The following is an 11,856-nucleotide window of genomic DNA, read 5'->3' as shown; positions in this document are numbered from 1 at the left end:
GCTTCCCAGAGATCGGATGCCATGGCGATCGTTCCCTTCTAGTTGCGGTCTCCACGGAACGTGTGATGGATGCCTGCCAGGGCGTACAGCACACCTCCGGTCAGGACCGCAGCGGGATTCCACGATGGCAGGACCAGGCCGATCAGGCCGATCAGACTGATCATGCCGATCAATAGATTGGCAAAGCCGAGTTCTCTGACCAGCACCGGAGAATCCTCTGACTTCAGAGAAAGAATCACCTCGGCCGTATAGCGGAGCTGCAGAATCTGACGCCGGCCTGCCATACCCAGGCGAACCCCGACGGCCCCGAACACAAGCCGCTTGCCGACCAGCTCCGGCGTGAAGGCGGCCTGGCGGATCAGCACCTCCACGAGGATGCCGGCCGCCGGAAGAACGAGCATGCGGGCAACGCTGATGGCCAGGTACATGCCGGCTGCCCTTTCGGCGCGTCCTGACCGTCCCCAGACCCGGGTTAGTCGGCGCGCCTCTGCTGGAGGATCCTGCCGGTCGCCGCGTCGATGGTGACCTCGATCGGGCCGTCTGGGCCGGCGACATCGACGTCCCAGACGGTGCGGCCGTTCTCCGTGTCCAGGTCGATCGCGATCACACGGCCCCCGGGGACGGCGGCGGCGGCGGTCGTGATCGCCCGTTGGGCGGTGACTGCCGGTCCGGGGCGCAGGGCTTCAGGGGGGAGCGACTCCCGTTCCTGCCTGAGAATCTCCCCTGTGGTGGCCTTGAGGTAGAACTCGATGCCGGTGTTGTCGGCTCTGCGGACGAGCACCTCCCACACCGCCTGGCCGTCTTCGCTGCCCGGATCGACGTCGACGACGGTCCCTCCGGGGACCCGTTGCAGGGCGATGGCGGCCGCCCTGGCGGCGGTGATTCCGGCGCTGTTGCCGGCTCCGCTGGCCTGGGCCACCACGGCGGAAGTTGAACGGGCTCCGGCCACGGCAGCCATCCCCAGACCCACACCCGCGCTCAGCAGAAACGCGGTGGCCGTCAGAACGATCCGTCGCGACATCACAGCAGCCGGCAACGGTGCCAAGTTAAGGCCCCCTGCCCCAGAGCCGACCCAGGCGCCTGTCCAGGGGCGGACAGCGCACGTGCCGTGCACCATGGAAAGACGGGGTGTGGTGCTGGTTGGACCCGTTCCCTAGGGTCGGCCCGGCCACGGTCCCTGCCCATGCCCGCCCGCCCCAACCCCCTGATGGGGCTGCCGTTCGAGGGGGCGCTTGAGGATCTCGGGCCGGAGTACTGGGATGTGGTGGAGGCGGCGACCTTTCCGCTCACGCGCCTGCGGTTCCGCAACAATCCCCTGCTGCACCAGCTGGGTCTTGACCCGGCCAGCGTCAGCGACGACGACCTGGAGGCGGCCTACGGACGATTCGAGGGCCGCGCCCCCCTGCTGGCCCTCCGCTACCACGGCCATCAGTTCGGCAGCTACAACCCCCTGCTGGGGGACGGCCGCGGCTTCCTCTACGGCCAGCTGCGCGACCGCCACGGCCAGTGGCAGGACCTGGGCACCAAGGGGTCCGGCACCACCCCCTGGAGCCGGGGCGGTGACGGGCGCCTCACCCTCAAGGGCGGGGTGCGGGAGGTGATCGCCGGCGAGGCCCTGAACCGCCTCGGTGTCAGCACCAGCCGCACGCTTTCGCTGATCGAAACCGGCGAAGCCCTCTGGCGCGGCGATGAGCCCTCCCCCACCCGCAGTGCGGTGATGGTGCGGCTGGCCCGCACCCACCTGCGCTTCGGCACCTGCGAGCGGTTGCTGTTCCGGCGCCAGCCGGCCCAGCTGGAGCGGCTGCTGCGCCATGTGGTGGCCCTCCACTACCCACACCTGGCGGTGATCCACAGCGATGGGGAGCAACGGCTGGTGGCCTTCTATGGCGAGCTGGTGCAGCGGGTGGCGCGGCTGGCGGCCGAATGGATGGCGGCGGGCTTCACCCACGGGGTGCTCAACACCGACAACATGTCGCTGGCCGGCGAGAGCTTCGACTACGGCCCCTTCGCCTTCCTCGAAACCTGGGATCCGGGCTTCACCGCCGCCTATTTCGACCACGACGGCCTCTACGCCTACGGTCGCCAGCCGATCGTCTGCCAGCACAACCTGCGGCTGCTGCAGGAGCCCCTGGCGATGCTGCTGCCCCGGGGGCCGCTCGAGGCAGCCCTGGAGGCGTTCGGGGGCGTCTATGCCGCCCACTACCGCCGCCGCCTGCTCCGTCGTCTCGGCTTCGACGACGGCGACATCGAAGTCGGCGCCCTGGCGGACCTCCCTGATCCGGTGGCCCCCACCTTGCGGCTGCTGGCGGGCTGGCCGGTGGCCTATGGCCGTTTCTTCGCCGCCTTGGCCGAGCACGTCCGGGCGTGCGGGCTGCCGGCCACGGCCGATGAGCTGGTGCCCTTCATCGGCGAGGCTCCGCCGCCGCCCCGCACCGAATGGCTCGCCTGGCGGGACGTCTGGTGGCGCTGGAGCCATGCCGCGGCCGCCGGTCCGGGCACCGCCACCGAGGCCGCCATCTGCGCCCGCCTGCGGCGCTGGAACCTGCCGGAAGCGCCGAACCGGCCGGTGATCGAGCGGCTCTGGGCCGCCATCGATGAACGGGACGACTGGACGCCGCTGCAGCAGTGGCTGGCTCAGACCGTGTCCCCGGGACGCAACGGTGCGGGCTGATCGGTGCGGGTCCGCCGACGCGGCAGACGGCCCGTGTCAGGGGCTACAGCCGACCCTGGCAGCGTCTTCTACAACACCCCGAAGCTCAGGCTTTTCTCCATCGCAGCGATGCCATGACGTCCGAACAGGCTGCCCAGCTTATCGACAACACGCTCGATCTGGTGCATCAGCGCCTGCTGGATCTGGAGTCACAATCACTCGACCATGAGCACAGGGCCTTGGCGGCGGAATTCCGTGAGTGGCGTCAACCTTCCGGTGGCCACATCGACCTGATGGTGTTTCCTGGACTGGCGGAATCCTGACCCCCTCAGCCTTCCTCGGGCAGCTGTTTTTCCCAGAACTGGGCCCCACCCATGGAAGGGTCCAGCTGGTAGGGACGAAACCCGGCAGTCCTGTAGGCGGCCTGGGCCGCACCGTTACCCTCCAGCACCTCCAGGGTGAGCTTGCAGCAGCCAAGCCGCCGGGCGATCAACTCCGCCCGCTGGAGCAGTCGCCGCCCCACCCCCTGCCGGCGGAACCGCGCAGCGACCACCAGATCGTGCACGTTGAGCAGGGGTCGGCAGGCGAAGGTGGAGAAGCCCTCCAGGCAGATGGCCAGCCCGGCGGGTTCGGCCGCCGCGAAGGCCAGGATCCCGTGGGCCGAAGGGCGTCGGGCCAGGGCGTCGACGAGATGCGCCCGCGTGAAGGCGGACAGGCCCTGCCCTCCGCCCATGGGGTCTCGGGCATAAACCTCCATCAGGGCCAGCAGCGCGGCGGCGTGGGCCGGGTTGGCGAAGTCGGCCTCGAGAACGTCGATCACGGGGGACATGGTTTTCAGGAGGTTCGCTGGCGGCGCTCCAGCCACCGCAGGCAGAGGAAGCCGCTCAGCGTGGCCGCCACCACCCCCACGACCGCCGAGCCGAGCAGCAGGCGCGAGGTGACGTCCCAACCCAGCTGACGCAGGCTGTCCTGGCCCAGCGTCATCCCTCCCGGCCAGCCCTTGCCGGGACCCAGCAGCAGGCAGCCCAGCTGGTAGTTGAACCAGTACAGCGGCACATAGGTGATCGGATTGCTGATCCAGGTGCCGGCGGCGGCCAGCAGGTGGTTGCCCCGCACCAGGCTGGCCAGCGCCACCCCGAGCAGGGTCTGGAAGCCGAAGATCGGGAAGCAGCCCATGAACACCCCCGCCGCCAGGCCCCGGGCCCGCTGGCCGTGGCTGCCCTCCTGGCGCCAGACCCATTCGATGGCCTGCCGCAGCTTTCGCTTCGCCGCCCGCAGGGCCCGCGGCGGGGACAGAGACTGAAGGCGAAACGGTGCCATCGGACCAGTGACGCGGGGAGATGTCCCGATTGGCGCGAACCCTAATGGCGACACCATCGCCGCGATCGCCACCGCCGTGGCGGCCGGGGCCGGCAGCGTGGCGATCGTGCGCCTCTCCGGTCCGCAGGCCGAGGCGATCGGCCGGCGCCTGTTCGTCGCCCCCGGCAGCCAGGCCTGGGAGAGCCACCGGGTGCTCTACGGCCACGTGGTGGATCCGGCCGACGGCCGGCGGGTGGATGAGGCCCTGCTGCTGCTGATGCGGGCCCCCCGCAGCTTCACCCGGGAGGACGTGGTGGAGCTCCACTGCCACGGCGGCCTGGTCGCCGTGCGGCAAGTGCTGGAGCTGGTGCTGGCCGCCGGCGCCCGCCTGGCCGGGGCCGGGGAGTTCAGCCAGCGGGCCTTCCTCAACGGCCGCCTCGACCTCACCCGTGCCGAGGCGATCGCCGAGATGGTCGCTGCCCGCAGCCGCCGGGCGGCCGAGCTGGCCATGGCCGGCATCGACGGCGGCCTGCAGCGCCGCATCGGCGGCCTGCGGGAGCGCCTGCTCGACCAGCTGGCCGAGCTGGAGGCCCGGGTCGACTTCGAGGAGGATCTGCCCCCCCTCGACGGGGCGCTGGTGCGGGCCGAATTGGAGGCGGTGCGGGGCGAACTGGAGCGGCTGGTGGCCGAATCCCGCCAGGGAGAGTTGCTGCGCGAGGGGCTGCGGGTGGCCATCGTCGGCCGGCCCAACGTGGGCAAGTCGAGCCTGCTCAACCTGCTCAGCCGCCGCGAGCGGGCCATCGTCACCGACCTCCCGGGCACCACCCGCGACCTGCTGGAAAGCGACCTGGTGCTCGACGGTGTGCCCCTCACCCTGCTCGACACCGCCGGGATCCGGCCGACGGACGACCGGGTGGAGCTTCTGGGCATCGAACGCAGCCGCCAGGCCCTGGCCGGAGCCGACGCGGTGCTGCTGCTCTTCGACCTGCTGGCCGGCTGGACCGCCGCCGACCGGGAGCTGCGGGCCCTGGTGCCCGAGGGGGTGCCCCTGCTGCTGGTGGGCAACAAGCTCGATGCCCTGCCGCCGGGGGCCGCTCCGGCCGGCGTCCCGTCGGCCCCGCCGGAGGCGCCCCTGGCGCGGATCAGCGCCCTCACCGGCGCGGGCCGCGACGACCTGGTGGCGGCCCTGCTGGGCCTCTGCGGCGCCGGCGAAGTCCAGGGGCTGCAGGTGGCCCTCAACGGCCGGCAGCGGGAGCTGGCGGCGGCGGCGGCCACCAGCCTGGAGCGGGCGCTGGAGACCGCCGCATTGGGTCTGCCCTGGGATTTCTGGACCATCGACCTGCGCGCCGCCATCGCCGGCCTTGGGGCGATCACCGGCGAGGAGGTGAGCGAGGCGGTGCTGGAGCGGATCTTCTCCCGCTTCTGCATCGGCAAGTAGGCCCCGGCGACGACCGGCCACCTTCAGCCGGCATTACGAAACGCTCACCCCTGTTGACCGCTTAACCTCCAGCGCCAATGCTTTGGGGAACGATTCCCAGCGTCGAATGCAAACGGTCGACTGGCTCTGGATCCTCCACCCTGCTCTGGCGGTGGTGCTGATCTATCCCCTGATCGGCATGGTGGTGCGGCTCGGGGTCCAGGCCCGGCAGCGCCGGGTCGAGAAGGCCAAGCTGCCCCCCACCACCGGCCGCGACCACGCCGATCTGGGCCAGTGGCTCTCGGCGGGGGTGGTGCTGGTGGTGCTCGTGGCCCTCACGGTGGTGATCGTCACCAAGCAGCCGGCGGAGGGCTTCACGGGCGGCCCCGGCCGTGCCCTGCAGCTGCTTCTGGTGCTGGTGGGCACGGTGGTCTCCCTGCTCGCCCTCTGGCGGGTGAAGGCCAAGGGCTACCGGCTCGTCTTCGCCCTGCTCACCTGGGCCGGGGTGCTCGGCCTCGGGGCCCAGCCGGAGGTGTGGCGCCTCAGCGACAACCCGCTGAGCCCCGCCTTCTGGCAGTCCCACTACTGGGCCGGGGTGGGCGTGGTGGGGCTGATGATCTTCTCGCTGGCCGCCCGCCCGGAGATTCTCAAGGAGCTGCGCTGGCGACGGATTCACCTCAGCGCCTCGGTGCTGGCAGCGGTGCTGTTCCTGGCGCAGGGGATCACCGGCACCCGCGACCTGCTGGAGATCCCCCTGTCCTGGCAGAAACCCACCATCTTTGCCTGCGATTCGGTGAAGCGGGTCTGCCCGCCCTTCGCCCCACCTCCGGAGCCCGTGCCCGCCCCCCCCGCCGCCCCGGCGGGCAGCTGAGGCGGCCCGTGATGCCATTGGGTGGGGCCTCGGCCCCGGTGCTCTCCTTCACCCCGGCGCTGGAGGCCCAGCTGCGCCAGTGGCTGGATGAGGACATCGGCCGCGGCGATCTGACGGCCCCGGCCCTGGTGGGCCGCAGCGGTCGGGCCCACTGGGTCACCCGGACCGATGGGGTGTTCTGCGGTGGGGTGCTGGTGGCGCCGCTGCTGGCGATCCTCGATCCCCGGGCCTCGGTGCGGCTGCTGGTGGGTGACGGGGAGCCGGTGCTGGCCGGCCAGCGGCTGCTGGAGCTGGAGGGGCCGGCGGCGGCCCTGGTGGCGGCGGAGCGCACGGCCCTCAACCTGGCCATGCGCCTGTCGGGCATCGCCACCGCCACCGCCACCTTGGTGCAGGTGCTGGCTGGCAGCGGTGTGCGCCTGGCCGACACCCGCAAGACCACCCCCGGCCTGCGGGTGCTGGAGAAGTACGCCGTGCGCTGCGGCGGCGGCTGCAACCACCGCCTCGGCCTCGATGACGCCGCCATGCTCAAGGAGAACCACCTGGCCTGGGCCGGCGGCGTGGCGGCCGCCGTCGCGGCGGTGCGGGCCTCGGCCCCCTGGCCGGCGCGGCTGATCGTGGAGGCCGAAACCGCCGCCGAAGCGGAGGCGGCGGTGCGGGCGGGGGCCGATGCGGTGCTGCTCGACGACTTCACCCCCGCGGCCCTGGCGGACCTGGTGCCCCGGCTGCGGGCCCTGGCGCCGGCGGTGGTGCTGGAGGCCTCCGGGGTGCGGCCCGAGCAGCTGGCCGCCTATGCCGCCACCGGCATCGATCTGATCTCCACCAGCGCCCCGGTCACCCGCAGCCCCTGGCTGGATCTGAGCATGCGTTTCGCAGCGACGCTGGCCTGAGCCCTGGCCGGGGCCTGAGCCAGGCCGCCTCCATGGTGAAGTTCCACCTCACTCCCCCGGCCGCCGTGGCTCCGCCCCTGATCGGTTGTCAGAGTGAGCCTCGATGCCCCCCAGCGCCGACCCGCGTGCCGCAGCGACCCTTCCCGCTTCCAGAGCTTCCGCAGTCAACACCCCGACGACAGGCCGTCCCCAGCGCCGTCGCCGCCTGGGCGCGGCGCTGGGGCGTGGCGGCACCTTCCCTGCTGCTGGCCCTGGTGGCGGCGCTGGCCAGCCCCCTGGCTGCCAGGGCCGAATCGGTGCTCGAGCAGGCGGCGCGCACCGGCGAGATCACCATGGCCGGCCCCACCGACCTGGTGCCCTTCGCCTACCGCGATGCCAGCAAGACGCTGGTGGGCTACAGCCTGGATGTGGCCCGGTTGATCGAGGCGGAGGTCTCCACCTATCTCAACCGGCCGGTGAAGATCGTCTACACCGCCAATGCCGATCCATTGGCGGTGTTCCGCGACGTGAGCCGCGGTGATGTGGACCTGGCCTGTGGGGTTCAGTTCACCTGGGAGCGGGAGATGTACGTCGACTTCTCCATGCCCTTCGCCCTCTCGGGCATCCGGGTTCTCACCCGCGACGGGCGGCTCGATGGCTCGGCGGCCTCGATGGCGGGCAAGCGGATCGGCGTGGTGAAGGACTCCCTGGGCAGCGCCACCATCGCCGCCGTGCAGCCGACGGCGGTGCGGGTCCCCTTCGCCGGAATCGAGCCGGCGGTGCGGGCGCTGCTGGCCGGCCAGGTGGATGGTGTGGGGGGTGATTCCCTGCTGCTCGCCGGTGCCCTCCAGAGCCTCGGCGGCAAGGGTTATGGCCTGGTGCCGGCGGAGGCCTTCTCCCGCTTCGCGGTGGGCTGCATTCTTCCGGAAGACAACTCCACCTTCCGCAATCTGGTCAATCTGGCCATCGCCCGGCTGGTGCAGGGCTACCTCGACGATGAGCCGGCGTCCGTGGCCAGCGTCAACCGCTGGCTGGGTCCGAAGGGAGTCCTGGAGTTGCCCCCCGAGGTGATCAAGGCCTATTTCCAGTCCGTTCTGCTCAACTACGAACGGGTCCGGCCCCTGCCGGCAACGACCCCATCGGCGGTCGCCCCCGCCTCCCCTGCCCGCTAAGCGGATGCCTCCCATGCCCATCTCCTCCCGCACGGCCCTGCTCGGTTTCTCCCTGGCGCTGGCGGCCTTGACCGCTCCCGCCGCCGCTCAGGCGGCCCTGCCGCCCTCCCCGGCCCCCGGAGCCACGATCGAGCAACGGTTGCAGCGCATCACCGCAGCGATGCGCGGCCAGCTTGAGGTGAGCGGCGACGCCGGCATGGCCGCCGGCGATCAGAGGCTGGCCTATGGCTTCGCCAACGCCGGCCGGGGCGGATGGGGAAATGTGGCCGGCGGCGGCGGCTTCGTCAACGGGCACCCCTATTACGGCGGCAGTGGCTTCCGCAACGGGGGCGGCGGTTTCGTCAATGCCAGGGGCGGGGGCGGCTTCGTGAACGGCGGCGGCATGCGCGGCGGGGCGTTCCGGAACTGGTAGGCCCCGATCCCGGGCCCGCACTGGAGCCAGCGTTTCAACCCCGGAAACTTCCGTGGGCAAGCCCGGCCAGCGCCCTTAAGGTGCAGCTCGTGCACGAATCGGCGAATGGATTCTCCCGCTGCGGTGGCCTCCGGTTCGATCCGATCCCGCCGCGGCAGGGCCCTGGCCCTCGGATCCCTGGCTTGCTTCTGCTCCCTGTGGGCCCCGGTGCCGGCCAGCGCCGCCGACGCCGTGCTGGAGCAGGCGGCGACCTCCGGCGAGGTGCTGATGGTGGGTCCCGCTGACAGCCCACCCCTGATCCGGATGGGGCCGAAGGGGGAGCCGGAGGGCTACGCCATCGACCTGGCCCGCCGCATCGACCGCCAGCTGAAGGCGGAGCTCGGCGCGTCGGTGCGGATCCGCTTCGCCCCCGTCGACAACACCACCATCTCGGTGGAGGCCGTCGCCAGCGGTCGGGCCGGCCTGGCCTGCGGGGTGCCCTTCCGCTGGGACCGGGAGAAGCTGGTGGACTTCTCCCTGCCCATCGGTCTCTCCGGCCTGCGGCTGCTCACCCGCAGCGGCAGCCTCGACGGCTCCCCCGCCTCCCTCGCCGGTCAGCCGATCGCTGTGGTCGAGGGGTCCCTCGGGTCCAGTTTCCTCGGCTCCCTGGAGCCCAGTGCCAGGCCGGTGAGCTTCCCCACCTTGCCCCAGGCCGTCACGGCCCTCGAGCAGAAGAAGGTGGCGGGCGTGCTCGGGGATGCCAACCTGCTGGCCGGCCTGCGGCACGAGCGCGGGCTCCCCGGTCTGGCCCTGGTGCCGGAGCAGCCCTACGTGAGCTACGGCGTCGGCTGCATCGTGCCGGAGAACAATTCCCGGCTGCTGAACGTGGTCAACCTGGCCATCGCCGGCCTCTTCCAGGGCTACCTGGAGGGTCGCCCCGATGCCGTGGCCAGTGTCGCTCCCTGGATCGGCCCCACCGGTGTGCTGGCGGTCCCCAGCGAGCGGGTGCGGGCCTTCTTCGAGTCGGTGCTGATCACCCGTGAAGGCCTCCAGCTGGCGGCGCCCGCGCCCCGTCCCTGAACCGTCCCGTTCCGCCCCACCCTTCCGCCTCCCCGTTCCTTCCTGGCAGCAACCCGATGACGAACCACCCCCGTTCCGGTCTGTTCGGTTTCCTGCTGTTGCTGGCCGCCCTGGCTCCGGCCGGCGCGGCGGCCAGGGCCGTGGTCGACCGATCGCCCTCGTCCCCCCTGGAGGCGTCGCCCGGCTCCATCGACGCCCGGCTGCGGCGCATCTCGGAAGCGATGGGTGAGGCCTCCGGCCGGCCGGCGGGGGCGGAGGGCCGGGCCAAGGCACCGGATGGCCGCCTCGCCTATGTGTTCGTGAACTCCCCCCGCCTCGGCTGGGGCAATGGCGGCTTCCGCAACGGCGGCTGGGGCAACGGCGGTTTCCGCAATGGCGGTTGGGGCAACGGCGGCTTCCGCAACGGCGGCTGGGGCAACGGAGGGTTCCGCAACGGCGGCTTCCGCAACTTCTGGTGACCGCCACCGGTACGCCGCCACCGGGCAACCCGGAAGGGTTCGGGCCCTTGCAGCTGCTGGTGGTCCAGCCCACCCCCTACTGCAACCTCGACTGCGACTACTGCTACCTGCCCAACCGTGACGACCGGCAGCGGTTGTCGCTGGGGCTGCTGGAGGCGGCCCTGGCGCGGGTGCTGGAGAGCCCCTACGTGGGCGGCGACTTCACCCTGCTGTGGCATGCCGGCGAGCCGCTCACCGTGCCGATCGCCTTCTATGACGCCGCCACGGCTAGCGTGCGGAGGGCGCTGGAGGGCTGGACGGGGGAGCCCCTGACGATCCACCAGTCGGTGCAGACCAACGCCACGCTGATCAACGAGGCCTGGTGCGACTGCTTCGAGCGCAACGGCATCGCCGTGGGCGTGAGCATGGACGGCCCCGCCTTCCTGCACGACGTCCACCGCCGCACCCGCACCGGCCTGGGCACTCATGCCGCCACGCTGCGCGGCATTGAGCACCTGCGCCGCCGCGGCATCCCCTTCCAGGTGATCGCCGTGATCACCGAGGAGTCCCTCGCCCATGCCGATGAGCTCCACGCCTTCTTCGTGGAGCACGGCATCACCGACGTGGCCTTCAACATGGAGGAGACCGAAGGGGAGAACCGCGTCTCCACCCTCAGCCGCCCCCGGGCCGAGGCCGCCTATCGACGCTTCCTGGAGCGGTTCTGGGCGCTGTGGCAGGAGCGGCCCGAGCTGATGCGGGTGCGGGAGTTCGAGGGCATCTGCAGCCTGGCCCAGGCCGATGCCCGGCTGGCCTGCACCGACATGAACAACCCCTTCGCCATCGTCAACGTGGATGCGAGGGGGGCGATCTCCACCTTCGACCCCGAGCTGCTGGCGGTGCACACCGACACCTACGGCGACTTCGTCCTCGGCCACGTCCAGACCGACAGCCTCGTCTCGATCGCGGCCAGTGCCAAGTTCCGGCGCATCCTGGCGGACATGCGCGCCGGCACCGACCGCTGCCGGGACGAGTGCGCCTATTTCGGCCTCTGTGGCGGCGGCGCCGGCAGCAACAAGTACTGGGAGCACGGCACCTTCGCCTGCAGCGAAACCCAGGCCTGCCGCTACCGGATCAAGATCACCGCCGATGTGGTGCTCGCCGGCCTGGAGGCGGCGCTGGGACTGGCGCCCTGATCGTTTGCAGGTTCCTGCGAAAGAGCCGCTGCGGTCAGGCAGCGGCTCTTGGGTCGATCAGCCGTGAAACGCCGGCGCGTGGGCGAGCGGTCACAGCAGGGGCTGGGTGTCGACCAGCCAGGGGGTGGTCGGTGTGGCGCCGAAGCCGGCGGCCGGGAACGGCGAGGCCAGGGGATCGGTGGCGAGGGATTGGCTGCCGCCGAGGGAGGCGAGCTCCGTCAGGGCCAGGATCGGATCGCTGGTGAGGATCGGATCCGCCGGCAGGGCGTCGAACGCCACCGGGGCGCCGAGAACGTCGTCGAAGCTGGCCGGGGCCAGGCTCGTGCCGCCGCCGATGATCGGGTCGACCGACACCGGGTCCGCCAGCTCCTGGGCGGCGTTCTGGACCGTGGCGGTGAGTGGCTTGCCGGTGGCATCCACCATGAACTGCTGCTGGAGCAGGAGCCCGGCGGTGCTGGTTGGATCCGACAGGTTGGGATC

Annotated in this window: 15 protein-coding genes; 10 read left to right on the top strand and 5 right to left on the bottom strand. The window is 71.6% G+C overall.

The window, feature by feature from the left end:
- Nucleotides 1-38 precede the first annotated feature (38 nt).
- Nucleotides 39-428 (bottom strand): hypothetical protein, encoded by a 390-nt coding sequence (locus VB738_RS00630; protein ID WP_323303889.1) that lies wholly within the window; start codon nt 426-428, stop codon nt 39-41.
- Nucleotides 429-472: 44 nt separating this feature from the next.
- Nucleotides 473-1,021 (bottom strand): PepSY domain-containing protein, encoded by a 549-nt coding sequence (locus tag VB738_RS00625; RefSeq protein ID WP_323303888.1) that lies wholly within the window; start codon nt 1,019-1,021, stop codon nt 473-475.
- Between the two features lie 162 nt (nt 1,022-1,183).
- Between VB738_RS00625 and VB738_RS00620 the strand changes: the two genes are divergently transcribed.
- Entirely contained in the window at nt 1,184-2,671 is a 1,488-nt protein-coding gene (locus VB738_RS00620) for a protein adenylyltransferase SelO (RefSeq protein ID WP_323303887.1), read from the top strand.
- Nucleotides 2,672-2,784: 113 nt separating this feature from the next.
- On the top strand, nt 2,785-2,973 hold the full coding sequence (locus VB738_RS00615; RefSeq protein ID WP_094585766.1) for a hypothetical protein: 189 nt from the start codon (nt 2,785-2,787) through the stop codon (nt 2,971-2,973).
- Nucleotides 2,974-2,978: 5 nt separating this feature from the next.
- Here the strand turns inward: VB738_RS00615 and VB738_RS00610 are convergent, their stop codons facing one another.
- Entirely contained in the window at nt 2,979-3,479 is a 501-nt protein-coding gene (locus VB738_RS00610) for a GNAT family N-acetyltransferase (protein ID WP_323303886.1), read from the bottom strand.
- Between the two features lie 5 nt (nt 3,480-3,484).
- Nucleotides 3,485-3,970, bottom strand: coding sequence for a DUF2062 domain-containing protein (locus tag VB738_RS00605; RefSeq protein WP_323303885.1), 486 nt, complete (start codon nt 3,968-3,970; stop codon nt 3,485-3,487).
- Between the two features lie 7 nt (nt 3,971-3,977).
- Here VB738_RS00605 and mnmE point away from each other — a divergent pair, with 7 nt between their 5' ends.
- The 8 genes from mnmE to grrM all read left to right on the top strand — a co-directional run bounded on the left by mnmE (nt 3,978) and on the right by grrM (nt 11,376).
- On the top strand, nt 3,978-5,387 hold the full coding sequence (gene mnmE, locus VB738_RS00600) for a tRNA uridine-5-carboxymethylaminomethyl(34) synthesis GTPase MnmE (RefSeq protein WP_323303884.1): 1,410 nt from the start codon (nt 3,978-3,980) through the stop codon (nt 5,385-5,387).
- 106 nt (nt 5,388-5,493) lie between these two features.
- A complete protein-coding gene (locus tag VB738_RS00595; protein ID WP_323303883.1) occupies nt 5,494-6,237 on the top strand; it encodes a DUF4079 domain-containing protein in 744 nt (247 codons plus the stop codon).
- 11 nt (nt 6,238-6,248) lie between these two features.
- Nucleotides 6,249-7,124 carry a carboxylating nicotinate-nucleotide diphosphorylase gene (gene nadC, locus VB738_RS00590; RefSeq protein ID WP_323303882.1) on the top strand — a complete coding sequence of 292 codons (876 nt, stop codon included), beginning with the start codon at nt 6,249-6,251 and terminating at the stop codon, nt 7,122-7,124.
- A gap of 224 nt (nt 7,125-7,348) precedes the next feature.
- The gene (gene grrP / locus VB738_RS00585; RefSeq protein ID WP_323303881.1) at nt 7,349-8,275 is read left to right on the top strand and encodes an extracellular substrate binding-like orphan protein GrrP; all 927 of its coding nucleotides are present in this window, start codon (nt 7,349-7,351) and stop codon (nt 8,273-8,275) included.
- A 13-nt stretch (nt 8,276-8,288) separates the two neighbouring features.
- Nucleotides 8,289-8,687 (top strand): GrrA/OscA1 family cyclophane-containing rSAM-modified RiPP, encoded by a 399-nt coding sequence (gene grrA / locus VB738_RS00580; protein WP_323303880.1) that lies wholly within the window; start codon nt 8,289-8,291, stop codon nt 8,685-8,687.
- A gap of 105 nt (nt 8,688-8,792) precedes the next feature.
- Nucleotides 8,793-9,746 carry an extracellular substrate binding-like orphan protein GrrP gene (gene grrP, locus VB738_RS00575; protein WP_323303879.1) on the top strand — a complete coding sequence of 318 codons (954 nt, stop codon included), beginning with the start codon at nt 8,793-8,795 and terminating at the stop codon, nt 9,744-9,746.
- Between the two features lie 56 nt (nt 9,747-9,802).
- Nucleotides 9,803-10,204 carry a GrrA/OscA1 family cyclophane-containing rSAM-modified RiPP gene (grrA, locus tag VB738_RS00570; RefSeq protein ID WP_323303878.1) on the top strand — a complete coding sequence of 134 codons (402 nt, stop codon included), beginning with the start codon at nt 9,803-9,805 and terminating at the stop codon, nt 10,202-10,204.
- Entirely contained in the window at nt 10,201-11,376 is a 1,176-nt protein-coding gene (grrM, locus tag VB738_RS00565) for a cyclophane-forming radical SAM/SPASM peptide maturase GrrM/OscB (RefSeq protein ID WP_323303877.1), read from the top strand. Before grrA (VB738_RS00570) ends, grrM begins: the two co-directional genes overlap by 4 nt.
- 90 nt (nt 11,377-11,466) lie before the next feature.
- Here the strand turns inward: grrM and VB738_RS00560 are convergent.
- The coding region (locus VB738_RS00560; protein ID WP_323303876.1) for a hypothetical protein at nt 11,467-11,856 on the bottom strand (390 nt) is incomplete at its 5' end.

The organism is Cyanobium gracile UHCC 0139, from assembly GCF_034931325.1.
Classification (GTDB): domain Bacteria; phylum Cyanobacteriota; class Cyanobacteriia; order PCC-6307; family Cyanobiaceae; genus Cyanobium; species Cyanobium gracile_B.
The sequence above is the reverse complement of the archived record's forward strand: the minus strand, read 5'-3'. Positions and strand labels throughout refer to the sequence as shown.